Origin of the sequence: Escherichia sp. E14S1, assembly GCF_004211995.1 — a bacterium.
GTDB lineage: Bacteria > Pseudomonadota > Gammaproteobacteria > Enterobacterales > Enterobacteriaceae > Escherichia.
On the sequence record NZ_RHJQ01000005.1, the window covers coordinates 149,717 to 174,967 of the forward strand.

Consider the following 25,251-nt stretch of genomic DNA (forward strand, 5'->3'; position numbering starts at 1 on the left):
CCCCCGAGATTGCTGACAAAGTGCGCGTTGTTCATGCCGGATGCGGCGTGACCGCCTTATCCGGCCTACGAAACCGCGAAAATTCAATATATTGCAGGAGCGGTGTAGGCCTGATAAGCGTAGCGCATCAGGCAGTTTTGCGTTTGCCCGCAATCTTAGGGAACATTTAGCGGCCCCATTTATTTATCACTTTGAGCCTCATCATCGCGCGTTAATTTCTTTTCATAATCACGCTTTACAATATCCAGCGCGCGCAGCACGGTGCTGGCAGGGATTTGATTTTCTTCCAGTAGCACAATTAAATCGACGGCCAGTTTGACATCGTCAGGGGCATTTTCCAGTGACATACTTTCTCCATTGTTAGCGGGTTAAACGCGCTAACCTGTTTTCGATTTTTTCCAACGCATGACGGCAACGCGCCAGGCGCGCTTCATAGGCTTCCACTTCACGATGTAGCGTTTGCTGTTCCACGAGATCGGTCGCCCGCACCAGACGGGCTTTACGTTCGGCAACCATTTCACGTAGCCGTCGTTCAAACTCCTGATGCTGAATACGTTTACGCTGCCAGCGGGCAATTTTTGGTGGTGCGCTATCCCACTCGCGTAGCGACCAGGCTGCGGCTTCACGCGCGATGGCTTCCAGTTGTGCCGCCAGATGTTCTGCCAGCCAGGCGACTTGCGGCAGTTGCTGTTGCTCAACCGCATGGCGAAGCGCTGACAAATTATCTCCCGCTTCTTCCAGGTACGCCTGTAACGTTGTCGCACGGGTCTGAAAAAGGTGCCTGTCGAAACGGGCGCTTAACGTGGCGAACTGCGCCACCGGGGCACAACGCTGGCGCAGCGTGGCGAGCTGACCTTCCAGTTTTTCCAGCAGCAGGGCAGTTTTCACGATAAGACCTCAATGAAAATGATAATTGTTATGCTAAAGTAGCCACTCTGTATGCTGACTACACATAATATGCAACGAATCATTTTAATCATCATTGGCTGGCTGGCGGTAGTGTTGGGTACGCTGGGCGTGGTATTACCGGTATTGCCGACGACGCCATTTATCCTGCTGGCCGCCTGGTGCTTTGCCCGTTCATCGCCGCGCTTCCACGCCTGGTTGCTGTACCGCTCATGGTTTGGCAGCTATTTACGCTTCTGGCAGAAATATCATGCGATGCCACGCGGTGCAAAGCCTCGGGCGATATTCATTATTTTACTGACTTTTGCGATTTCACTTTGGTTCGTCCATATGACGTGGGTGCGGATTCTGTTATTGGTGATCCTCGGCTGTTTGCTGATTTTTATGTGGCGAATCCCAGTGATTGATGAAAAGCAATAAAAACGGCAAAGCACAACAATCGCTGTTGCAATTATCGCCCACAGCCAGTACATTCTGGCGTTTTCGAGCACAGGCGCAGGCGGTCAAAGGTTAAACAACTGTTACTTTTGACTCGTTTAAAACGCGCCGTGAGTACCACCGTAACAAGCAGGCATACACTTATGACCGCGACTGCACAGCAGCTTGAGTATCTCAAAAATAGCATCAAAAGCATTCAGGACTACCCGAAACCCGGCATTCTTTTCCGCGATGTCACCAGCTTACTGGAAGACCCGAAAGCTTACGCTCTCAGCATCGATTTACTGGTTGAGCGTTACAAAAATGCGGGCATTACCAAAGTTGTCGGCACTGAAGCTCGTGGCTTCTTGTTCGGCGCTCCGGTAGCATTGGGTCTGGGCGTTGGTTTTGTGCCGGTACGTAAACCAGGCAAACTGCCGCGCGAAACTATCAACGAATCTTATGAACTGGAATACGGCACCGATAAGCTGGAAATCCACGTTGATGCCATTAAACCTGGCGACAAAGTGCTGGTGGTTGATGATTTGCTGGCAACAGGCGGCACCATTGAAGCGACGGTTAAACTGATCCGCCGTTTAGGTGGTGAAGTTACTGACGCTGCGTTCATCATTAATCTGTTCGATCTTGGCGGCGAACAGCGCCTCGAAAAGCAGGGCATTACCTGTTATAGCCTTGTCCCGTTCCCGGGCCATTAATTTTCGCCAGCCCACGTCATGGGCAGCACAAGTTGTACATTCAGCCTCGCCGTTCTGACGGGGCTGTGTTAGCATTACCCCTTCGTGAATCCACCTTCCAGCGTTTCAGAGCCTGCCAATGAGTTATCAGGTCTTAGCCCGAAAATGGCGCCCACAAACCTTTGCTGACGTCGTCGGCCAGGAACATGTGCTGACCGCACTGGCGAACGGCTTGTCGTTAGGGCGTATTCATCATGCTTATCTTTTTTCCGGCACCCGTGGCGTCGGAAAAACCTCTATCGCCCGACTGCTGGCGAAGGGGCTAAACTGCGAAACCGGCATTACCGCGACGCCGTGCGGCGTATGCGATAACTGCCGTGAAATCGAGCAGGGGCGCTTTGTCGATTTGATTGAAATCGACGCCGCCTCGCGCACTAAAGTTGAAGATACCCGCGACCTGCTGGATAACGTTCAGTACGCTCCGGCGCGTGGTCGTTTTAAAGTCTATCTGATCGACGAAGTGCATATGCTGTCGCGTCACAGCTTTAACGCACTGTTAAAAACCCTTGAAGAGCCGCCAGAGCACGTCAAGTTCCTGCTGGCGACGACCGATCCGCAGAAATTGCCAGTGACGATTTTGTCACGCTGTCTGCAATTCCATCTTAAGGCGCTGGATGTCGAGCAAATTCGCCACCAGCTTGAGCACATCCTCAACGAAGAACATATCGCTCACGAGCCACGCGCACTGCAACTGCTGGCGCGCGCCGCCGAAGGCAGTTTGCGAGATGCCTTAAGTCTGACCGACCAGGCGATTGCCAGCGGCGACGGCCAGGTTTCGACCCAGTCAGTAAGCGCGATGCTGGGTACGCTTGACGACGATCAGGCGCTGTCGCTGGTTGAAGCGATGGTCGAGGCCAACGGCGAGCGCGTAATGGCGCTGATTAATGAAGCCGCTGCCCGTGGTATCGAGTGGGAAGCGTTGTTGGTGGAAATGCTCGGCCTGTTGCACCGCATTGCGATGGTACAACTTTCGCCTGCTGCACTTGGCAACGACATGGCCGCCATCGAGTTGCGGATGCGTGAACTTGCGCGCACCATACCGCCGACGGATATTCAGCTTTACTATCAGACGCTGTTGATTGGTCGCAAAGAATTACCGTATGCGCCGGATCGCCGCATGGGCGTTGAGATGACACTGCTGCGCGCGCTGGCGTTCCATCCGCGTATGCCGCTGCCTGAGCCAGAAGTGCCACGCCAGTCCTTTGCGCCCGTCGCGCCAACGGCAGTAATGACGCCAACCCAGGTGCCGCCGCAACCGCAACCAGCGCCGCAGCAGGCACCGACTGTACCGCTCTCAGAAACCACCAGCCAGGTGCTGGCGGCGCGTCAGCAACTGCAGCGCGCTCAGGGAGCAACCAAAGCAAAAAAGAGTGAACCGGCAGCCGCTACCCGCGCGCGGCCGGTGAATAACGCTGCGCTGGAAAGACTGGCTTCGGTCACCGATCGCGTTCAGTCGCGTCCTGTGCCATCGGCGCTGGAAAAAGCGCCAGCCAAAAAAGAAGCGTATCGCTGGAAGGCGACCACCCCAGTGATGCAGCAAAAAGAAGTGGTCGCCACGCCGAAGGCGCTAAAAAAAGCGCTGGAACATGAAAAAACGCCGGAACTGGCGGCGAAGCTGGCGGCAGAAGCCATTGAGCGCGACCCGTGGGCGGCACAGGTGAGCCAACTATCGCTACCCAAACTGGTCGAGCAGGTGGCGTTAAATGCCTGGAAAGAGGAGAGCGACAACGCTGTATGCCTGCATTTGCGCTCCTCTCAGCGGCATTTGAATAACCGCGGCGCACAGCAAAAACTGGCTGAAGCGTTGAGCACGTTAAAAGGTTCAACGGTTGAACTGACTATCGTTGAAGATGATAATCCCGCGGTGCGTACGCCGCTGGAGTGGCGTCAGGCGATATACGAAGAAAAACTTGCGCAGGCGCGCGAGTCCATTATTGCGGATAATAATATTCAGACCCTGCGTCGATTCTTTGATGCAGAGCTGGATGAAGAAAGTATCCGCCCCATTTGATCGTAAGCACTGCTTACGATCGTCATCCTTAACGTGATTGAGAGAGAAACCTATGTTTGGTAAAGGCGGTCTGGGCAACCTGATGAAGCAAGCCCAGCAGATGCAAGAAAAAATGCAGCAGATGCAGGAAGAAATCGCGAAGCTGGAAGTGACTGGCGAATCCGGCGCAGGTCTGGTGAAAGTGACCATCAATGGCGCTCACAACTGCCGTCGCGTAGAGATCGACCCGAGCCTGCTGGAAGACGACAAAGAGATGCTGGAAGATTTGGTCGCTGCGGCATTCAACGACGCAGCGCGTCGCATCGAAGAAACCCAGAAAGAAAAAATGGCCTCTGTTTCCTCCGGAATGCAGCTGCCGCCAGGCTTTAAGATGCCGTTCTGATGCAAACCAGCCCGCTGTTAACACAGCTTATGGAAGCACTGCGCTGTCTGCCGGGCGTTGGCCCGAAGTCGGCGCAGCGTATGGCGTTCACGCTGCTTCAGCGCGATCGTAGCGGCGGGATGCGTCTGGCGCAGGCGCTCACCCGGGCGATGTCGGAAATCGGCCACTGCGCCGATTGTCGGACCTTCACTGAACAGGAAGTCTGTAACATCTGTTCAAATCCGCGTCGTCAGGAAAACGGTCAAATCTGCGTGGTGGAGAGTCCGGCGGACATCTACGCCATTGAGCAGACGGGGCAGTTTTCCGGTCGTTATTTTGTGTTGATGGGGCATCTGTCACCGCTGGACGGTATTGGCCCGGATGATATCGGACTTGATCGCCTGGAACAGCGTCTGGCGGCAGAAAAAATCACCGAAGTGATCCTCGCCACCAACCCGACGGTCGAAGGTGAAGCCACCGCTAACTACATTGCCGAGCTTTGCGCGCAATATGACGTGGAAGCCAGCCGAATCGCTCATGGCGTACCGGTTGGCGGCGAGCTGGAAATGGTCGATGGCACCACGCTGTCACACTCCCTTGCCGGGCGTCATAAGATTCGTTTTTAAGCAAACGAGAGCAGGATCACCTGCTCTCGCTTGAAATTATCCTTCCTTGTCCCCATTTACCCCTCATCCTGTTTTTAACCTTAAAATGGCATTATTGAGGTAGACCTACATGAAAGGACAAGAAACTCGTGGTTTTCAGTCAGAAGTGAAACAGCTTCTGCACCTGATGATCCATTCTCTCTATTCCAATAAAGAAATCTTCCTGCGTGAGCTTATCTCTAACGCCTCCGATGCGGCGGACAAGCTGCGTTTCCGCGCGCTCTCTAACCCGGATCTGTACGAAGGTGATGGCGAACTGCGCGTTCGTGTTTCTTTCGATAAAGACAAGCGCACGCTGACCATCTCCGATAACGGCGTGGGGATGACCCGCGACGAAGTGATTGACCATCTGGGGACTATCGCTAAATCCGGCACCAAATCATTCCTTGAATCGCTGGGTTCTGACCAGGCGAAAGACAGCCAGCTGATCGGTCAGTTTGGTGTTGGTTTCTACTCCGCGTTTATCGTGGCCGATAAAGTGACCGTGCGTACTCGTGCGGCGGGCGAAAAACCAGAAAACGGCGTGTTCTGGGAATCGGCTGGTGAAGGTGAATACACCGTTGCCGACATCACCAAAGAAGATCGTGGTACTGAAATCACCCTGCATCTGCGTGAAGGCGAAGACGAGTTCCTCGATGACTGGCGCGTGCGTTCCATCATCAGCAAATACTCCGACCATATCGCGCTGCCGGTAGAGATCGAAAAACGCGAAGAGAAAGACGGCGAAACCGTTATCTCCTGGGAGAAAATCAACAAAGCGCAGGCGATGTGGACCCGTAACAAGTCGGAAATCACCGATGAAGAGTACAAAGAGTTCTACAAACACATCGCCCACGACTTTAACGATCCGCTGACCTGGAGCCACAACCGCGTTGAAGGTAAGCAGGAGTACACCAGCCTGCTGTACATCCCGTCGCAGGCACCGTGGGATATGTGGAACCGCGATCATAAACACGGCCTGAAACTGTACGTCCAGCGTGTGTTCATCATGGACGACGCAGAACAGTTCATGCCGAACTATCTGCGCTTCGTGCGTGGTCTGATTGACTCCAGCGATCTGCCGCTGAACGTTTCCCGTGAAATCCTCCAGGACAGCACAGTCACGCGTAACCTGCGCAATGCGCTGACCAAGCGTGTGCTGCAAATGCTGGAAAAACTGGCGAAAGACGACGCGGAAAAATACCAGACCTTCTGGCAACAGTTTGGCCTGGTACTGAAAGAAGGTCCGGCGGAAGATTTCGCTAACCAGGAAGCGATCGCCAAACTGCTGCGTTTTGCGTCTACCCATACCGATTCTTCTGCGCAGACCGTGTCTCTGGAAGACTACGTTTCCCGCATGAAAGAAGGGCAGGAGAAAATCTACTACATCACCGCAGACAGCTATGCGGCAGCGAAGAGCAGCCCGCACCTGGAACTGCTGCGTAAGAAAGGCATCGAAGTTCTGCTGCTTTCCGACCGCATCGATGAGTGGATGATGAACTATCTGACTGAGTTCGACGGTAAACCGTTCCAGTCGGTGTCTAAAGTTGATGAATCGCTGGAAAAACTGGCTGATGAAGTCGATGAAAGTGCGAAAGAAGCGGAAAAAGCACTGACTCCGTTCATCGACCGTGTGAAAGCCCTGCTTGGCGAACGCGTGAAAGATGTCCGTCTGACTCACCGTCTGACCGATACGCCAGCGATTGTTTCTACCGACGCGGACGAAATGAGCACCCAGATGGCTAAACTGTTCGCCGCAGCGGGCCAGAAAGTGCCAGAAGTGAAATACATCTTCGAACTGAACCCGGATCACGTACTGGTGAAACGTGCTGCAGATACTGAAGATGAAGCCAAGTTCAGCGAGTGGGTAGAACTGCTGCTGGATCAGGCGCTGCTGGCAGAACGCGGTACGCTGGAAGATCCGAACCTGTTTATTCGTCGTATGAACCAGTTACTGGTTTCCTGATGTAATGCCGGATGAATTTTATCCGGCATACAGCTGAATGTGGTGCTGGATGACCTTCGTGTCATCCGGCATTTTTCTTTTCATCCTCTGCACTTTCCGCAAATTATCTCACCATTAACCGTTTCAGCCCCGGGCGCCTTTCTTGAGGCAATCGCCTGTTGGTGGTATCGTTTATCGCTTTTTCAAAAAAATCGACACAATTTAAGGGGATTTTCGCAATGCGTATCATTCTGCTTGGCGCTCCGGGCGCGGGGAAAGGGACTCAGGCTCAGTTCATCATGGAGAAATATGGTATTCCGCAAATCTCCACTGGCGATATGCTGCGTGCCGCAGTCAAATCTGGCTCCGAGCTGGGTAAACAAGCTAAAGACATTATGGACGCTGGCAAACTGGTCACCGATGAACTGGTGATCGCGCTGGTTAAAGAGCGCATTGCTCAGGAAGATTGCCGTAATGGTTTCCTGTTGGACGGCTTCCCGCGTACCATTCCGCAGGCAGACGCGATGAAAGAAGCGGGCATCAATGTTGATTACGTTCTGGAATTCGACGTGCCGGACGAACTGATTGTTGATCGTATCGTGGGCCGCCGCGTTCACGCGCCGTCTGGTCGTGTATATCACGTTAAATTCAATCCGCCGAAAGTAGAAGGCAAAGACGACGTGACCGGTGAAGAGCTGACTACTCGTAAAGACGATCAGGAAGAAACCGTACGTAAACGTCTGGTTGAATACCATCAGATGACTGCACCGCTGATTGGCTACTACTCCAAAGAAGCAGAAGCGGGTAACACCAAATACGCGAAAGTTGACGGCACCAAACCGGTTGCTGAAGTTCGCGCGGCTCTGGAAAAAATCCTCGGCTAATCAAGCCGCAGCAGATCTGCTCTCGGGCAGGTCTGCGCATCCTCCTCAGGCCAGGCCTCTCACAGCAATTAGTTCTTCTTCCTCACTTTTCCGCTACAATTATCAACAAGTTGAATCGATAAGAGGCGGTAATGCGTCAGACTAAAACCGGTATTCTGCTGGCAAACCTGGGGACGCCCGATGCCCCCACTCCTGAAGCGGTAAAACGCTATCTGAAACAATTTTTAAGCGATAGACGCGTGGTTGATACCTCACGGCTGTTGTGGTGGCCGTTGCTGCGTGGTGTGATTTTGCCGCTGCGCTCACCGCGCGTGGCGAAGCTGTACGCCTCGGTCTGGATGGAAGACGGCTCGCCGCTGATGGTTTACAGCCGCCAGCAACAGCAGGCGCTGGCACAACGTTTACCGGATACGCCAGTGGCGCTGGGCATGAGCTATGGCTCGCCATCACTGGAAAGCGCCGTCGATGAACTACTGGCAGAACATGTTGATCATATTGTGGTGCTGCCGCTCTATCCGCAATACTCCTGTTCTACGGTTGGCGCTGTGTGGGATGAACTTGCACGCATTCTCGCGCGCAAGCGTAGCATTCCGGGGATTTCGTTTATTCGTGATTACGCCGATAACCACGATTACATTAATGCGCTGGCGAACAGCGTGCGGGCCTCTTTCGAAAAACATGGCGAGCCGGATCTGCTGCTGCTCTCTTATCATGGCATTCCTCAGCGTTATGCGGATGAAGGTGATGATTACCCGCAGCGTTGCCGCACAACGACTCGCGAACTGGCTTCCGCACTGGGGATGGCACCGGAAAAAGTGATGATGACCTTTCAGTCGCGCTTTGGTCGGGAACCCTGGCTGATGCCTTATACCGATGAAACGTTGAAAATGCTCGGAGAAAAAGGTGTCGGTCATATTCAGGTGATGTGTCCAGGCTTTGCGGCGGATTGTCTGGAGACGCTGGAAGAGATTGCCGAGCAAAACCGTGAAGTCTTCCTCGGCGCTGGCGGGAAAAAATACGAATATATTCCGGCGCTTAATGCTACACCGGAACATATCGAAATGATGGCTAATCTTGTTGCAGCCTATCGCTAAAGAATCGAGCACCGTCGCGTAGAGCATCGTCGGCGGTTTTCATCATCCGTGAATAATGCAAAAAGGCGTGCAGCGTACCGGAGTAGAGTTTGAACTCACAAGGTTGCTGATGCGCCGCTAACGTCTGGTAAAGCAGGCGACTGTCATCCAGCAGCGGATCGAACTCCGCTCCGGCGATATAACAGGGCGGCACATTTCGAGTGAGATCATTATTAAACAGGCAGTAATACGGCGACTCGCGATCCGCTTCGCTGCCTAAATATGCCTCTTCATACATCTGCAAATCCTGTTGCGTTAAGCCATCCCAGGCACCGCCCAGCAGGCGACGAGTCACGGAATCCTGTAACCCATAAAGTCCATACCACAGCAAAACGCCCACAACCTTACCGCAATCGATCTGTTTATCCCGCAGCCACAAGGCGCTGGCGAGCGCCAGCATTGCGCCAGCGGAATCACCGGCAAAGCCAATACGTGACATATTAATTTGATAATCGCCCACCTGCTGGTGGAAGTGACAACAGGCGGCCACGATTTCCTCTATCGCCTGCGGAAAACGCGCTTCTGGCGAAAGGGTGTAATCAATACCAATCACCGTACACTGAGTGTAGATTGCCAGCAGGCGCATGATGCGATCGTGAGTATCGAGATTGCCGAGAATAAAACCACCGCCGTGAAGATAAAATAGCGTCGCTGGGCTATCTGAATTTGGACAAAATAAACGGGCCTCCACTTGTCCATATTTTGTCGGAACTGCGTAATCCCTGGTTTCCATTTCTGGAGCGCCCGCATTCCAGAATCGCCGCTCGAGCGTGTAATGCTGACGCTGCTCGGCAAGTGTTCCTTCTGCGGGCCAGGGCGGTAAATCAGGCTGAAGCGTATTAACAACGGCCCTCATTTCGGCAGAAATCAGTTCCAGTGCGGGTAATTTGTTTTCCATCTTCATAGAAAAACTCCTTTCAAATTACGCCATTGTAAGGAAGCTCTGCCATGATAATGCGATCTCGTCTGCTGATATTGAAACTGGCTGCATCTCGCGCGTTCCCGTGAGATTGTGTTAACATTCGCCGCTCAGTTAACCACCCGTAAAAACAACCATGAAATTTCCCGGTAAACGTAAATCCAAACATTACTTCCCTGTAAACGCACGCGATCCGCTGTTGCAGCAAATCCAGCCAGAAAACGAAACCAGCGCTGCCTGGGTGGTGGGTATCGACCAGACGTTGGTAGATATTGAAGCAAAAGTGGATGATGAATTTATTGAGCGTTATGGATTAAGCGCCGGGCATTCACTGGTGATTGAAGATGATGTTGCCGAAGCACTCTATCAGGAACTTAAAGAGAAAAACCTGATTACCCATCAGTTTGCGGGGGGCACTATTGGTAACACCATGCATAACTACTCGGTACTGGCGGATGACCGCTCGGTACTACTGGGCGTGATGTGCAGCAATATTGAAATTGGCAGCTACGCCTATCGTTATTTGTGTAATACCTCCAGCCGTACCGATCTTAACTATCTGCAAGGCGTAGACGGCCCGATTGGACGCTGCTTTACGCTGATTGGTGAGTCTGGCGAACGCACTTTTGCCATTAGCCCTGGCCACATGAACCAGCTACGGGCAGAAAGCATTCCGGAAGATGTGATTGCCGGAGCGTCGGCGCTGGTACTCACCTCATATCTGGTGCGCTGCAAGCCGGGCGAACCGATGCCGGAAGCGACCATGAAAGCCATTGAGTACGCGAAGAAATATAACGTGCCGGTGGTGCTGACGTTGGGGACCAAATTTGTCATCGCCGAGAATCCGCAGTGGTGGCAGCAATTCCTCAAAGAACACGTTTCCATCCTTGCGATGAATGAAGAAGAAGCCGAAGCGTTGACCGGAGAGAGCGATCCGCTGCTGGCGTCTGATAAGGCGCTGGACTGGGTGGATCTGGTGCTGTGCACCGCCGGGCCAATCGGTTTGTATATGGCGGGCTTTACTGAAGACGAAGCGAAACGTAAAACCCAGCATCCGCTGCTGCCGGGCGCTATCGCGGAATTTAACCAGTATGAGTTTAGCCGCGCCATGCGCCACAAGGATTGCCAGAATCCGCTGCGCGTCTATTCGCACATTGCGCCGTATATGGGCGGACCAGAAAAAATCATGAACACCAACGGTGCCGGAGATGGGGCGCTGGCGGCGCTGTTGCATGACATTACCGCCAACAGTTATCACCGTAGCAACGTACCAAATTCCAGCAAGCATAAATTCACCTGGCTGACGTATTCGTCATTAGCGCAGGTGTGTAAATACGCCAACCGTGTGAGCTATCAGGTGCTTAACCAGCATTCTCCACGCTTAACGCGCGGGCTGCCGGAGCGTGAAGACAGCCTGGAAGAATCTTACTGGGATCGTTAAGTTATCGTCGGTTCGTAGGCCAGATAAGGCGTTCACGCCGCATCTGGCATTTGGCGCTCGATGCCTGATGCGACGCTGGCCGCGTCTTATCAGGCCTACATATCCGCGCCTATTATCCGGCAACCACCGTTTACCCCGTCACCACTTCATCTGCCGGTGGCGTTTCCAGCAGTTCCAGCATGGTGCGGGCAATTTCACGCTCGCCCATCACCACCTGATTTGCGCCACGTTCGGTGATATATGCCACCTCGTCGTCATAATGGGCGCGGGCGATAATCTCAATATCCGGGTTTTTCGCGCGAGCAGACGCCACAATCTCGCCGGCTTCGTAACCGTTGGGAATCGTCAGGATCAGCCATTTTGCGCATTCCAGATGCGCCAGTTGCATGATCTCTTCGTTAGCCGCGTTGCCTAATACCGCCCGGACTCCGCGCTCACGCAGTTCGTCGACGCGAGTACGTGACGTCTCAATCACCACTAAAGGAATATCAGATGCGAGCAATTTCTCCCCCAGCAGGCTGCCCACACGACCATAACCTACCAGCAGCGCATGGTTGCAGATATCAACCGGAATCTGCTTCTCTTCTTCGATAGCTTCCTCCAGCGTCTGCTCTTCCAGCGTTTCGGTTTTCGCCAGGTATTTCTCCAGCAGCGCGAACAGCACCGGGTTGAGCATAATCGACAAAATCGCCCCCGCCAGCACCAGGTTTTGCCCCGCCTGCGGCAGCAGATTCAGCGCCATCCCCAGACCCGCCAGAATAAAGGCGAACTCACCAATTTGCGCCAGGCTGGCGGCGATGGTCAACGCCGTACGCTGGGAGTGACCAAACAACCGGACGAGGAAAAGCGCCGCAACCGATTTACCAAACAGAATAATCGCCAGCGTAGCCAGCACCGCCAACGGCTGCTGAATCAGGATTAACGGATCAAACAACATCCCGACAGAGACGAAGAACAACACAGCAAACGCATCACGTAATGGCAGTGTATCGTGGGCGGCACGGTGGCTAAGTTCGGACTCATTCAGCACCATCCCGGCAAAGAACGCGCCGAGTGCAAAGGAGACGTCAAACAGCTCCACCGCGCCAAAAGCAATCCCTAACGCCAGCGCCAGCACCGACAGGGTAAACAGCTCACGCGAACCCGTTGCCGCGCTACGTGCCATAATCCACGGCACCAGACGGCGACCTACCAACATCATAATGGCAATAAACGCGACGACTTTGCCGATGGTGATACTCATATCCAGCGCCAGCGTCGCAAAGCCCACATCGCCCTGTTCCAGCATTCCGGCTACCGCTGGCAGCAACACCAGCGTCAGGACCATCACCAGGTCTTCCACAATCAGCCAGCCAATGGCGATTTGCCCTCGCTGGCTGTCTATCAACTGCCGTTCTTCAAGTGCGCGCAGCAGCACCACGGTACTGGCGGTGGAAAGACACAAACCGAACACGATGCCGGTCATTAACGACCAGCCGATCACGGCAGAAAGAGCCATACCCAGCAGTGTCGCCACGGCTATCTGGGCGACCGCGCCGGGAATGGCGATGGACTTTACCGCCATCAAATCCTTGAGCGAAAAATGCAAACCGACGCCGAACATCAGCAAAATAACGCCCAGTTCCGCCAGTTCAGGCGCAAGTTTTGTATCGGCAACAAAACCTGGGGTAAAGGGGCCTGCCAGCACACCCGCTAACAGATATCCCACCAGAGGAGAAATACGCAGTTTATTGGCCAGCATGCCGAGGATAAAGGCAAGCACAAGGCCGCCAACAATTGTGGTGATAAGCGGGGTGGCGTGATGCATTCCGTCTCCTTTTCCTGGTGGTGGTTGTCCATATTTTGGCCGGGAAAACCAAAATTACAGGTAATAGTTTATGACAATTTCATAGATTATGTTTATGAATAATTATTGAATTTTGCAGAAAAATGGAATTAGCCGCAAAAAAGGCACGGATCGGAAAAGTGATGAGGTGTATGAAGAGGAAAGGCTTATGGTTACTGCAAAATGAAGCAGCCAAAGTTTACCTTTGGCTGCCGGGAATTCAGGATTTATGCCGATTATCAGGTAAGAATATGGTCAACATGCCAAGAAGCGGCAGGAAAGCACAGATTTTATAAACTAACTCGATACTGGTATGGTCAGCGATAAGCCCCAGAACTGCGGCTCCAAGGCCACCCATGCCAAAAGCAAAACCGAAAAAGAGCCCGGAAACCATGCCGATACGCCCCGGCAACAGCTCTTGCGCATAAACCAGAATGGCAGAAAACGCAGAGGCGAGGATAAATCCAATAATCACCGTCAAAACCCCCGTCCAGTGCAGGCTTGCGTACGGTAAAATAAGCGTAAAAGGCGCAACGCCGAGGATAGAGCCCCAAATCACATATTTTCGACCAATCTTATCGCCAACAGGCCCGCCAATCACCGTCCCCGCCGCAACGGCAAACAGGAAGGCAAACAGATGAAGTTGGGCATTCTGGATGGATAATCCGAATTTTTCCATCAGATAAAAGGTGTAATAGCTGCTGATGCTCGCCATATAGAAATATTTCGAGAAAATCAGCACTAACAGTACGCAAACAGCCAGCACGACCTTATTTCGTGGCAGCGGATTGATTATTGGCGCTTTCGGCTTGCCTTTACTCATTCGGTGCTGCGCAGAGTACCAGCGGCTGATTTGCGCCAACACCACGATTGCCAGCAGTGCCGCCAGTACAAACCATGCAACGTTGCCTTTGCCATAGGGGGCGATGAGCACCGCCGCCAGCAAAGGCCCCAACGAACTGCCAAAGTTACCGCCGACCTGGAAGATGGATTGCGCCAGACCATGACGTCCGCCTGACGCCATACGTGCCACGCGGGAAGATTCCGGATGAAAGACCGACGAACCGGTACCGACCAGCGCCGCCGCCAGCAACACCGAGCCAAAACTGCCCGCCAGAGCCAGCAATACCAGGCCGCTTAAGGTAAAGCACATGCCAATTGGCAACGACCACGGCATTGGGTATTTATCTGTCCAGTAGCCGACGACCGGTTGCAGCAGCGAAGAGGCGAGCTGGAAGGTGAGGGTTATCAGCCCAATCTGCATAAACGTCAGGGAAAACTCTGACTGTAAGAGCGGATAAATCGCCAGAATCAGCGATTGGATCATGTCGTTCAGCAGATGCGAAAGGCTGATAGCGCCTAAAATGCCAAACGATGTGCGAGCCTTAGTGGTCGATGCAGCCGCGCCCGCCACAGGCTGGGTTTGTTCACTCATTGCCATAGGAAAGTCACTTTTTTAGGGTTGCGATGTAAAGAATGATCTTATTTGTGATTATTACCCGACTAACATACCTGTATGCGCTGATTGAAGGAAGTCTCAATGTGGAAAACAGAATTTCCAATCTGGATGTAGATTTATCGTAACCGAACGCAGACTTGTCTATGATGTCGCGTCATACTAATTTTCAACACGTTATTATCTGGTCAGGGAGAGAAGTATGAAATTATTGCAGCGGGGTGTGGCATTAGCACTGTTAACCACATTGTCACTGGCGAGTGAAACTGCGTTGGCCTATGAGCAGGATAAAACCTATAAAATTACGGTTCTGCATACCAACGACCATCACGGTCATTTCTGGCGCAATGAATATGGCGAATACGGTCTGGCGGCACAAAAAACGCTGGTGGACGGTATTCGTAAAGAGGTCGCTGCTGAAGGCGGGAGCGTGCTGCTACTTTCTGGTGGCGACATTAATACCGGTGTGCCGGAATCCGATTTGCAGGACGCAGAGCCAGATTTTCGCGGCATGAATCTGGTGGGCTATGATGCAATGGCGATTGGCAATCATGAATTTGATAACCCGCTCACCGTATTACGCCAGCAGGAAAAGTGGGCAAAGTTCCCGTTGCTCTCTGCCAATATCTATCAAAAAAGTACCGGCGAGCGCCTGTTTAAACCCTGGGCGCTGTTTAAGCGCCAGGATTTGAAAATCGCCGTTATCGGTTTAACAACTGATGAAACAGCGAAGTTAGGTAACCCAGAAAACTTCACCGACATTGAATTCCGTAAACCTGCCGACGAAGCCAAACTGGTGATCCAGGAGCTGCAACAGACAGAAAAGCCGGACATTATTATCGCGGCGACCCATATGGGGCATTACGACAACGGTGAGCACGGTTCTAACGCGCCGGGGGATGTAGAGATGGCGCGCAGTTTGCCGGCCGGATCGCTGGCGATGATTGTCGGCGGACATTCGCAAGATCCAGTCTGTATGGCTGCGGAAAATAAAAAGCAGGTAGATTACGTTCCTGGTACGCCATGCAAACCGGATCAACAAAACGGCATCTGGATTGTACAAGCGCATGAGTGGGGCAAGTACGTTGGTCGGGCCGACTTTGAGTTTCGCAACGGCGAAATGAAAATGGTCAACTACCAGCTGATTCCGGTGAACCTGAAGAAAAAAGTCACCTGGGAAGACGGGAAAAGCGAGCGTGTGCTGTACACCCCTGAAATAGCTGAAAACCAGCAAATGATCTCGCTGTTATCGCCGTTCCAGAACAAAGGCAAAGCGCAGCTGGAAGTGAAAATAGGCGAAACCAACGGTCGTCTGGAAGGCGATCGTGACAAAGTGCGTTTTGTACAGACCAATATGGGGCGGTTGATTCTGGCAGCCCAAATGGATCGTACTGGTGCTGACTTTGCGGTGATGAGCGGAGGCGGGATTCGTGATTCTATCGAGGCAGGCAATATCAGCTATAAAAACGTGCTGAAAGTGCAGCCGTTCGGCAATGTGGTGGTGTATGCCGACATGACCGGTAAAGAGGCGATTGATTATCTGACTGCCGTCGCGCAGATGAAGCCGGATTCCGGTGCCTACCCGCAATTTGCCAACGTCAGCTTTGTGGCGAAAGACGGCAAACTCAACGACCTGAAAATCAAAGGCGAACCGGTCGATCCGGCAAAAACCTACCGCATGGCAACATTAAACTTTAATGCTACTGGCGGTGATGGTTACCCGCACCTTGATAACAAACCGGGCTATGTGAATACCGGCTTTATTGATGCCGAAGTGCTGAAAGCGTATATCCAGAAAAACTCGCCGCTGGATGTGAGTGTCTATGAACCGAAAGGTGAGGTGAGCTGGCAGTAATCTGAAAGTGCCGGATGCTCACATCCGGCACAATGCTTAATCGCGACGGGCGATATCAGCAAATTTAGCATCGAGGATCTTCGCCAAGTCGCCTGCCGCCAGTTCGATATCCAGCCCGCGTTTACCGCCGGAAACATAAATAGTGGCAAATTCTTGTGCGGGGGCGTCGATAATCGTCGGCAGATGTTTTTTCTGCCCTAATGGGCTAATTCCCCCAACCAGATATCCCGTTGAACGCTGCGCGACCATCGGATCGGCCATCTCTACTTTCTTGGCACCCAGCGCCTTTGCTACTTTTTTGAGATCTAATTGACCTGCGACTGGCGTGACGGCCACGGCAAGGTGTTTCATATCGCCATTCACTGCGACCAGCAGCGTTTTGTAGACCTGATCCGGATTCAAACCTAATTTTTTGACGACTTCATCGCCAAAATTGGTTTCTGCCGGATCGTGTTCGTAGGTATGAACCTGAAAAGAAATTTTGTTTTTTTCGAGTAATTTAACTGCCGGTGTCATCGTAATTTTCCTGCCTTAAACAAAAAAACGAAGCAAGCATACGCCTGATGGTGGTCCAAAAAAAAGTGCCATCTTGCCTAAGAGTATTGGCAGGATGGTGAGATTGAGCGACAATCGACTTACACCGTCGTTTAAAGCGACGGCATAATAATAAAAATATGAAATTCCTCTTTGACGGGCCAATAGCGATATTGGCCATTTTTTTAGCGCAACATTTGCGGCAAATTTCCTTCTCCATACAGATGTAAAGCACCGACCGCGACCACATAGCGCCCTGGCGGCATGGCATGCAGTTTATCCCGCCAGGCGAGATTTCTCTGGTGCATCAGGACATCGTACAGCGACTGACTGAACGTATTGGGCAGTGTTATTTCATTATTTTGTGGCGGTGCATTCAGCCACCAGCTCATCATTTGTTGCAGCAACCGTGCGTTGGTATGCCAGTGGGTCAGCGTATCGTCCAGCAGCGCCTGTCCTTTGTCGGGAAGCTGGAGCAACATGGCAATCTGGTTTTCTGCCCCTTCCAGTTCAATCACGGGTTTATGTTGTTGCTTCGCCGCCTGCAATAGCTGGTAATCGATACCGTATTCTGCCCGCAGCCCCAGCTTTTGCGCCTGCGTCGCCTGGAGAACCATCGCGATTTGCCACAACGGTTGGGTAGAAAACAGCGAAGGGGAAATGCCCATCTCCTGGCTGATATGTTGCAGGTTTTGCAATTGCTCCTCGCTGATACGCTCTTCCAGCGCCTCGCAGGCGGGCAAATTGGCGAATGGGGTATCGCTGGTGGAAACATCCGCCTCGACGATCAGCGCATCGGCGTTTTTGAGCTTTTTGAGCAAACGGGGGGGCAGGGGAGCCATATCGTGACTCCCCATATGAATACTGCCAATCAGATGAAAATGGCGATTGCCGGGGAGGGTTATATCGATGGCAGGCCAGGTGTAATGATTACCGCGCAGCGCGGCCCAAAGCGTTTTTACCCGGTACAACAGATCCATACGACCTCCCTTTGTGAAATATCATGCTAGCGCGCGGGGAGGGATGGCGCAAATAGAGTTATGAGGCTTGTTCAGTGGTAGCTTAAATATGATCGAAAAATTGTTTTTGCTTTGAAACGAAAGACTGCACGGGTGTTGGTGGCGTCAAAATCGCCGAGGCGTTCCCTGAAGGCCGGGGCAGCCCACATGGATGTGGGCTGAGGGCGCGTTTTACAGGGATGTTACCTCGCGCCCGACCCGGTAGCCGCAAGGGATAAGCTGAGGGTACCGCGCAGCGGCGATTTTGTTCGCCAGAGCCCGGGGGTGCAGGGGGCGGCGGCGATTGGCCGCCCCCTGCGCGCTCCCTGCGCCAGTCACTTTATATGGCATTACTCATAAAAGGAGCGCAACAAGAACTGGATCTCACAAACGCATTAAGTAAATACCAATCATTCCTTCGGTTTAAACCGCAGCAACCGGTTGGCGTTACTCACTACGGTAATCGACGAGAGCGCCATTGCCGCTCCGGCAACTACCGGGTTAAGCAGTGTTCCGGTGAACGGCCACAAAATACCGGCGGCGACCGGAATACCGATACTGTTGTAGATAAACGCGCCGAGCAGGTTCTGCTTCATGTTGCGCAGCGTTGCACGGGAAATCGCGAGCGCATCCGCAACACCCATCAGGCTATGGCGCATCAGGGTAATCGCCGCGGTTTCAATGGCAACATCACTGCCGCCCCCCATCGCAATACCGACATCCGCCTGGGCCAGCGCTGGCGCGTCGTTAATGCCGTCGCCCACCATTGCCACCTGACGTCCTTCACTTTGCAGACGTTTGATCGCTTCGGCTTTACCGTCCGGCAGCACCCCGGCAATCACTTCATCAATTCCAGCTTCTTTGGCGATTGCTTTGGCGGTGGTTGGGTTATCCCCGGTCAACATCACCAGACGATATCCCGCTTTATGCAGACGTTGCAGCGCCGCCACGCTATCATTACGCAACGGATCGCGTACTGCCAGTAAGGCCACCGCTTTCCCATCAACCGCCAGCAGCACAGGCGTTGCGCCTTGCGATGCCTGAGCTGAAATATCTGCTTCAATCGCTTTAGTATCGACTTGCTGGTCATTTAGCAACGCCTGATTACCCAGCAATAACGCATGACCTTCTGCTTCACCGCTCACGCCCAGCCCGCGCAATGTGCGGAAACCGTTGACCTGCGGTAGCTGCATATCGCCTGCTTTATCGAGGATCGCTCGAGCCAGCGGATGGCTGGAACCTTGCTCCAGCGCCGCCGCCAGACGCAATGCCTGCGCTTCATCAACATCAGCAAATGTTTTTACCGCGACAACCTGCGGCTTCCCTTCGGTCAGCGTCCCGGTTTTATCGAACACGACGGTATCAAGCGTACTGGCGCGTTGCAGTGCGTCGGCGTCCCGCACCAGCACACCAAACTCAGCCGCCCGCCCGACGCCGGAAATAATCGACATCGGCGTCGCCAGCCCCAGTGCACACGGACAGGCGATAATCAGCACCGTGGTGGCAATCACCAGGGTATAGACAATCTGCGATGCCGGACCAAAGAAATACCAGATTGCCGCACTGATCAGCGCAATAACCACCACTACTGGCACAAATACGGCAGAGATTTTATCCGCCAGCTGACCGATTTCTGGCTTGCTGCTCTGGGCCTGGCGCACCATGCGAATAATCCGCGACAGCGTGGTATGGCTGCCAACCGCACTGGCACGAAACAGCACGCTACCGTCCTGAACCACTGTCCCGGCATGGACGCTATCGCCTTCGCCCTTTTGCTGCGGGATAGGTTCGCCCGTCAGCATCGCTTCATCCAGCCACGCTTCGCCTTGGGTAATTTCACCATCTACCGGCACGCGGTCGCCCGTCGTCAGGCGCAGTAGCATGCCTGGCTGAACTTCCGCCAGCGGCACGCTTTTTTCACCTTCGTCAGTAACCAGGCGCGCCGTTGGCGGCGTTAAATCGAGTAACTTCTCCAGCGCCTTTGAAGAACGCTGACGTGCGCGCGCTTCCAGCATATGACCGAGATTGATCAGACCGATAATCATCGCGCTGGCTTCGTAATAAAGATGTCGCGCTTCCATTGGGAACCACTGCGGCCACAGGTTGACGCTCATCGAATAGAGCCACGCCACACCCGTACCCAGCGCCACCAGCGTATCCATCGTCGCCGCACCGTTTAGCAGGCTTTTCCATGCACTGCGGTAAAAATGGCCGCCGGCGAAAACCATTACCGCCAGGGTTATCAGGCCGATAACTAACCACAGGCTGCGGTTATCGGGGGTGACCATCATGTTATCGCCGATCATCCCCCAGACCATCACCGGGATACCCACCGCCAGTGCGACAATCGCCTGCCAGCGGAAGCGCTTCATCGTAGCGACGGCGGTTTCCTGCTGGCGCTCACGGCGTTTCGCGTCATCTTCAATCGCTTCCGCACCGTAGCCCGCTTTTTCCACCGCCTGGACTAAATCTTGTGGGGAGGCACTGCCCATCACCAGCGCAGTACGCTCCGCCAGGTTTACCCGTGCCTGGGTGACGCCCGGTACGCTTTGCAGCGCATTTTGTACGCGGGTGACACAGCTGGCGCAGCTCATGCCGCTCAGCAGCAACTGCTGGCTGTCATCGTCATCGGCGGTCGCTGCCGGAAGCTCATCAGAAACCGCTGTCAGTGCTTCCGACGGGATTGATGACTCCGCCAGCGGTTTAGCCTTTGGGTGGCTTACAGATGCGTCATAACCCGCTTGTTTGATGGTTTCGATCAGCTGTTCTGCACTGGCAGTGCCGGTAACGTGTGCTTCAGTGACAGACACATCCGCCTGCTCAACGTCCGGGCGCTGTTCGAGACTTTCTTTCACGCGTTTAACGCAGTGACCGCAGGACAGGCCGTCCAGGGTCAGGTCGATAGTTTGTGACATAACGTACTCCTTTAAGACAGTGTTGACTGACTGTGATAAAGGGTAAACCTTCCAGCAAGGGGAAGGTCAAGAAATTATTTATCAGCGAAATGAAAAGTCGGCAGAGATTAAAAAATTGGCGCAATTAGCATCAGAATTAGACATTTATCTCTTTGTTTTCCTTTATCTAAAGTACGGGTGCTAAGTTAAATCAGGATGCCTGAAAACTGGCATCGGGGTGAGGAAATACCTCCCGCATCTATAAAAAGGAGTTAACAAAAGATGTTAGATGCAAACAAACTACAACAAGCAGTGGATCAGGCGTATACCCAATTTCACTCACTTAGCGGCGGACAAAACGCCGACTACATCCCCTTTCTGGCGAATGTCCCCAGCCAACTGGCGAGCGTCGCTATCGTAACCTGCGATGGCAATATCTATAGTGCCGGTGACAGTGATTACCGCTTTGCGCTGGAATCCATCTCCAAAGTCTGTACGTTAGCCCTCGCGTTAGAAGATGTCGGCCCGCGGGCTGTACAAGATAAAATTGGCGCAGATCCCACCGGACTTCCCTTTAACTCGGTCATTGCCTTAGAACTTCATGGTGGCAAACCGTTATCACCGCTGGTTAATGCGGGGGCTATCGCCGCCGTCAGTCTGATTAAAGCCGAGAATGCAGAACAACGCTGGCAGCGAATTTTACATATTCAACAACAGCTTGCAGGAGAACAAGTCGCGCTCTCTGACGAAGTCAACCAGTCGGAACAAACAACCAACTTCCATAACCGCGCTATTGCCTGGCTGCTGTACTCCGCCGGATATCTCTATTGCGATGCGATGGAAGCCTGTGATGTCTACACTCGCCAATGTTCCACGCTCATCAATACCGTGGAACTGGCGACGCTTGGCGCGACGCTGGCGGCGGGCGGTGTTAATCCGCTAAGTCAAAAACGTATTCTGCAGGCCGACAACGTGCCATACATTCTGGCCGAAATGATGATGGAAGGGCTGTATGGTCGCTCCGGTGACTGGGCGTATCGCGTTGGTTTGCCAGGAAAAAGCGGCGTTGGCGGCGGCATTCTGGCGGTAGTACCTGGCGTGATGGGGATTGCCGCGTTCTCCCCGCCGCTGGATGAAGACGGTAATAGTGTTCGGGGTCAGAAAATGGTGGCATCTGTTGCTAACCAACTCGGCTATAACGTGTTTAAGGGCTGATCATGATGAACGCGGAAGGTGATAACGGTAACAAACCCCTCGGGCTATGGAACGTCGTTTCCATTGGCATCGGGGCAATGGTGGGGGCAGGGATCTTTGCCCTGCTGGGGCAGGCGGCGTTGTTAATGGAAGCCTCAACCTGGGTCGCCTTTGCCTTTGGCGGCATAGTGGCGATGTTTTCCGGTTATGCCTATGCGCGACTTGGGGCGAGTTATCCCAGTAATGGCGGGATTATTGACTTCTTTCGCCGGGGATTAGGGAACGGCGTCTTTTCACTGGCATTATCCTTGCTTTACCTGATGACGCTGGCGGTGAGTATTGCTATGGTTGCCCGCGCATTTGGTGCTTATGCCGTGCAGTTTCTGCATGAAGGCAGCCAGGATGAGCATCTTATTTTGCTGTACGCGCTGGCTATCATTGCGCTGATGACTCTCTTCAACTCTTTAAGCAACCACGCGGTAGGTCGACTGGAAGTTATCCTCGTCGGCATCAAAATGATGATCCTGTTGTTGTTGATCATTGCGGGTGTCTGGTCGCTACAACCTGCGCACATTTCTGTCTCCGCGCCCCCCACTTCCGGCGCGTTCTTCTCTTGTATCGGGATTACCTTCCTTGCCTACGCGGGCTTTGGCATGATGGCGAACGCAGCGGATAAAGTGAAAGATCCGGCGGTCATTATGCCACGGGCGTTTCTGGTGGCGATTGGCGTTACTACGCTGCTTTACATCGCACTAGCGCTGGTACTGCTTAGCGATGTTTCGGCATTAGAGTTAGAAAAATATGCCGATACCGCGGTAGCGCAGGCCGCTTCTCCGCTGCTCGGGCATGTGGGGTATGTGATTGTGGTGATCGGCGCTTTACTGGCGACGGCTTCAGCCATTAACGCTAACCTGTTCGCGGTATTTAATATCATGGACAACATGGGCAGCGAGCATGAACTGCCGAAGCTAATGAATAAATCCCTGTGGCGGCAGAGCACATGGGGCAACATCATCGTGGTGGTGTTGATCATGCTGATGACGGCGGCGTTGAATTTAGGCTCGCTCGCCAGCGTCGCCAGTGCCACTTTTTTGGTCTGTTACCTGGCGGTGTTTATGGTCGCTATCCGCCTGCGTCATGATATCCACGCCTCGTTGCCAATCCTCATCGTTGGCACGCTGGTTATGTTGTTGGTGATCATCGGTTTTATTTACAGCCTGTGGTCCCAGGGCAGCAGTGCGCTGATGTGGATTATAGGCGCACTATTACTAAGCCTTATTGTGGCAATGGTAATGAAACGGAATAAAACGGTATAAACCTTCTTGTGCGCAGTGCTTTCTGCACTGCGCTTTTATTTTTTATCCTTAATTTAATCCCTTGCTTATGCTTTTAATAAATAATTCACACCAAAAAGATATATAGACGATAAAACTGTGATTTCTATCACTTCTTATCGTGGATTATTCTTAACGAGGATGATGGTAAACTAAAAGTCGTAGTGTATTCTTAATAAATAACGTATAAGCTTTTTCACTGCATTTCTTTTAATGGGGGAAGTAAAAACAAAAGAGATGCACAAGTTATTACCCTTCTTAAATAAAATGATGCTGGTTATAAAGATCAGTTAAAATAATGACCTGGAAGGAAGTGACTTATCTATGGCGCGATTACAATTAAAAAACCGTAAAAATAAAGGTCTGATATTTTTAATCAGTTTTATTGTGATGGGTGGAGACGCGCTTGCTGCGCCATTACCGCAATGGGCCAATGCTCCTGCGGTTACGCCGGTTGCCAGTTTATCGTTACAGGAAAGCATATTGCGTGCCTTTGCGCGAAACCCCGACGTCACCCAACAGGCGGCGCAGATAGGTATTGGTGAAGCGCAAATCGATGAAGCCAAAAGCGCCTGGTATCCGCACATCGGTTTAACGGGTAATGCGGGGCCTTCCCGGCAAACGGACTCCAGCGGCAGGCTGGATAACAACGTTTCTTATGGCATAACCCTGACGCAGCTGGTGTATGACTTTGGTAAAACCAGTAACGATATCAAACTGCAAACTGCTGCTCGTGACAGCTACCGCTTTAAATTGATGGCAACCTTAACCGACGTAGCCGAAAAGACGGCGACGACCTATATGGAAGTCAGTCGTTATCAGGATTTGTGCGACGCAGCGCAACGTAACATTCACTCTCTGGAAAACGTCTACAACATGGCCGCACTACGCGCCAACGCTGGGCTTAATTCATCATCCGATGAGTTACAGGCGCAAACGCGTATAGCGGGAATGCGCTCGACGCTGGAACAATATCAGGCACAGATGACAAGCGCCAAAGCACAGCTGGCGGTGCTCACAGGCGTACAGCCGGAGGCGATAGCTTCGCCGCCAGCCGCACTAGCCGAACAGCCAGTGTCGCTAAAAAATATCGACTATCAGTCCATCCCGCTGGTACTGGCGGCAGAAAACTTACGCCAGTCTGCCCAGTACGGCGTGGAGAAAACCAAATCGCAATACTGGCCTACGCTCAGTATTCAGGGCGGCAAAACGCGCTACCAGACCAGCGACCGCTCGTATTGGGATGATCAGTTACAACTGAACGTCAACGCGCCGCTGTATCAGGGCGGCGCGGTTTCAGCCCAGGTGCAACAGGCCGAAGGGCAACAAAAAATCTCTGCTTCGCAGGTTGAGCAGGCAAAACTGGACGTGCTTCAACGAGCGTCGGTGGCGTATGCCAACTGGACTGGCGCACGGGGTCGTGAAGAGGCTGGGTTAGCGCAATCTGAAAGTGCGCACAAAACGAGAGATGTGTACCAAAATGAATATAAATTGGGTAAACGCAGCCTGAATGATCTATTAACCGTCGAGCAAGATGTCTTTCAGGCGCAATCGGCTGAAATAAATGCCAATTATGATGGCTGGGTCGCCGCAGTGAATTATGCCGCTGCGGTTAATAACCTTATTCCATTAGCGGGAATTAAACAGGGCTTATACAACGACTTACCCGACTTGAAATAATCCTGCCATTATTAATATCAGGTATGCATCGTTGTTGAGTGATTACCTTTGTCTTATTTAGATAA

General features: G+C 52.8%; 21 protein-coding genes, 1 pseudogene and 1 other annotated feature. Of the genes and pseudogenes, 14 read left to right on the plus strand and 8 right to left on the minus strand.

All coding sequences use genetic code 11. From position 1 onward, the window contains the following. Window positions 1-35: 35 nt before the first annotated feature. Window positions 36-134: pseudogene (locus tag D9734_RS23700) on the plus strand (hypothetical protein); the annotation flags it as partial. A 45-nt stretch (window positions 135-179) separates the two neighbouring features. Here the strand turns inward: D9734_RS23700 and rsmS are convergent. Together rsmS and priC are read right to left on the minus strand one after the other, a co-directional pair. Further along, on the minus strand, window positions 180-347 hold the full coding sequence (gene rsmS / locus D9734_RS06770; protein ID WP_130206299.1) for a pleiotropic regulatory protein RsmS: 168 nt from the start codon (window positions 345-347) through the stop codon (window positions 180-182). A gap of 13 nt (window positions 348-360) precedes the next feature. Further along, window positions 361-888 carry a primosomal replication protein N'' gene (priC, locus tag D9734_RS06775; protein WP_130206301.1) on the minus strand — a complete coding sequence of 176 codons (528 nt, stop codon included), beginning with the start codon at window positions 886-888 and terminating at the stop codon, window positions 361-363. A gap of 69 nt (window positions 889-957) precedes the next feature. Here priC and D9734_RS06780 point away from each other — a divergent pair, with 69 nt between their 5' ends. The 8 genes from D9734_RS06780 (at window position 958) to hemH (ending at window position 9,017) form a co-directional block, all read left to right on the plus strand. After that, window positions 958-1,326 (plus strand): DUF454 family protein, encoded by a 369-nt coding sequence (locus D9734_RS06780; protein ID WP_064529099.1) that lies wholly within the window; start codon window positions 958-960, stop codon window positions 1,324-1,326. Between the two features lie 161 nt (window positions 1,327-1,487). Then, on the plus strand, window positions 1,488-2,039 hold the full coding sequence (gene apt / locus D9734_RS06785) for an adenine phosphoribosyltransferase (RefSeq protein ID WP_064529079.1): 552 nt from the start codon (window positions 1,488-1,490) through the stop codon (window positions 2,037-2,039). 118 nt (window positions 2,040-2,157) lie between these two features. Then, on the plus strand, window positions 2,158-4,089 hold the full coding sequence (gene dnaX / locus D9734_RS06790; protein WP_130206303.1) for a DNA polymerase III subunit gamma/tau: 1,932 nt from the start codon (window positions 2,158-2,160) through the stop codon (window positions 4,087-4,089). Continuing rightward, window positions 3,422-3,486 (plus strand) — a sequence feature (DnaX frameshifting element). Its footprint overlaps the gene before it by 65 nt. A gap of 52 nt (window positions 4,090-4,141) precedes the next feature. Then, the gene (locus D9734_RS06795; protein ID WP_001515903.1) at window positions 4,142-4,471 is read left to right on the plus strand and encodes a YbaB/EbfC family nucleoid-associated protein; all 330 of its coding nucleotides are present in this window, start codon (window positions 4,142-4,144) and stop codon (window positions 4,469-4,471) included. Then, window positions 4,471-5,076: a recombination mediator RecR gene (gene recR / locus D9734_RS06800; protein WP_130206305.1), complete on the plus strand. Its 606-nt coding sequence runs from the start codon at window positions 4,471-4,473 to the stop codon at window positions 5,074-5,076. Before D9734_RS06795 ends, recR begins: the two co-directional genes overlap by 1 nt. A gap of 109 nt (window positions 5,077-5,185) precedes the next feature. Further along, complete coding sequence (gene htpG, locus D9734_RS06805; protein ID WP_130206307.1) at window positions 5,186-7,060, plus strand: molecular chaperone HtpG; 1,875 nt, start codon at window positions 5,186-5,188, stop codon at window positions 7,058-7,060. Window positions 7,061-7,278: 218 nt separating this feature from the next. Beyond that, on the plus strand, window positions 7,279-7,923 hold the full coding sequence (adk, locus tag D9734_RS06810; protein ID WP_001313630.1) for an adenylate kinase: 645 nt from the start codon (window positions 7,279-7,281) through the stop codon (window positions 7,921-7,923). A 131-nt stretch (window positions 7,924-8,054) separates the two neighbouring features. Further along, window positions 8,055-9,017, plus strand: a complete 963-nt coding sequence (hemH, locus tag D9734_RS06815) for a ferrochelatase (protein WP_130206309.1) — start codon at window positions 8,055-8,057, stop codon at window positions 9,015-9,017. On the opposite strand, the gene aes is transcribed toward hemH, so the two are convergent. After that, window positions 8,992-9,960, minus strand: a complete 969-nt coding sequence (gene aes, locus D9734_RS06820) for an acetyl esterase (RefSeq protein WP_130206311.1) — start codon at window positions 9,958-9,960, stop codon at window positions 8,992-8,994. The two genes, hemH and aes, sit on opposite strands and share 26 nt — an antisense overlap. 151 nt (window positions 9,961-10,111) lie before the next feature. Here aes and gsk point away from each other — a divergent pair, with 151 nt between their 5' ends. Further along, the gene (gsk, locus tag D9734_RS06825) at window positions 10,112-11,416 is read left to right on the plus strand and encodes an inosine/guanosine kinase (protein ID WP_130206313.1); all 1,305 of its coding nucleotides are present in this window, start codon (window positions 10,112-10,114) and stop codon (window positions 11,414-11,416) included. Between the two features lie 130 nt (window positions 11,417-11,546). On the opposite strand, the gene ybaL is transcribed toward gsk, so the two are convergent. Both ybaL and fsr read right to left on the minus strand, forming a co-directional pair. Then, the gene (gene ybaL, locus D9734_RS06830) at window positions 11,547-13,223 is read right to left on the minus strand and encodes a YbaL family putative K(+) efflux transporter (RefSeq protein WP_130206315.1); all 1,677 of its coding nucleotides are present in this window, start codon (window positions 13,221-13,223) and stop codon (window positions 11,547-11,549) included. A gap of 238 nt (window positions 13,224-13,461) precedes the next feature. Further along, window positions 13,462-14,682 (minus strand): fosmidomycin MFS transporter, encoded by a 1,221-nt coding sequence (fsr, locus tag D9734_RS06835; protein WP_130206317.1) that lies wholly within the window; start codon window positions 14,680-14,682, stop codon window positions 13,462-13,464. A gap of 217 nt (window positions 14,683-14,899) precedes the next feature. Between fsr and ushA the strand changes: the two genes are divergently transcribed. After that, window positions 14,900-16,552: a bifunctional UDP-sugar hydrolase/5'-nucleotidase gene (gene ushA / locus D9734_RS06840; RefSeq protein ID WP_130206319.1), complete on the plus strand. Its 1,653-nt coding sequence runs from the start codon at window positions 14,900-14,902 to the stop codon at window positions 16,550-16,552. Window positions 16,553-16,588: 36 nt separating this feature from the next. On the opposite strand, the gene ybaK is transcribed toward ushA, so the two are convergent. The 3 genes from ybaK to copA form a co-directional block, all read right to left on the minus strand. Next, window positions 16,589-17,068, minus strand: a complete 480-nt coding sequence (gene ybaK / locus D9734_RS06845) for a Cys-tRNA(Pro)/Cys-tRNA(Cys) deacylase YbaK (protein ID WP_130206321.1) — start codon at window positions 17,066-17,068, stop codon at window positions 16,589-16,591. 203 nt (window positions 17,069-17,271) lie between these two features. Further along, a complete protein-coding gene (locus tag D9734_RS06850) occupies window positions 17,272-18,066 on the minus strand; it encodes a TraB/GumN family protein (RefSeq protein ID WP_130206323.1) in 795 nt (264 codons plus the stop codon). Between the two features lie 428 nt (window positions 18,067-18,494). Beyond that, entirely contained in the window at window positions 18,495-20,999 is a 2,505-nt protein-coding gene (copA, locus tag D9734_RS06855; protein ID WP_130206325.1) for a copper-exporting P-type ATPase CopA, read from the minus strand. Window positions 21,000-21,260: 261 nt separating this feature from the next. Here copA and glsA point away from each other — a divergent pair, with 261 nt between their 5' ends. The 3 genes from glsA to D9734_RS06870 all read left to right on the plus strand — a co-directional run bounded on the left by glsA (window position 21,261) and on the right by D9734_RS06870 (window position 25,186). After that, window positions 21,261-22,193, plus strand: a complete 933-nt coding sequence (gene glsA, locus D9734_RS06860) for a glutaminase A (RefSeq protein ID WP_130206327.1) — start codon at window positions 21,261-21,263, stop codon at window positions 22,191-22,193. A 2-nt stretch (window positions 22,194-22,195) separates the two neighbouring features. Next, a complete protein-coding gene (locus D9734_RS06865; protein WP_130206329.1) occupies window positions 22,196-23,488 on the plus strand; it encodes an APC family permease in 1,293 nt (430 codons plus the stop codon). Window positions 23,489-23,830: 342 nt separating this feature from the next. After that, on the plus strand, window positions 23,831-25,186 hold the full coding sequence (locus D9734_RS06870) for a TolC family outer membrane protein (RefSeq protein WP_130206331.1): 1,356 nt from the start codon (window positions 23,831-23,833) through the stop codon (window positions 25,184-25,186). Window positions 25,187-25,251 lie beyond the last annotated feature (65 nt).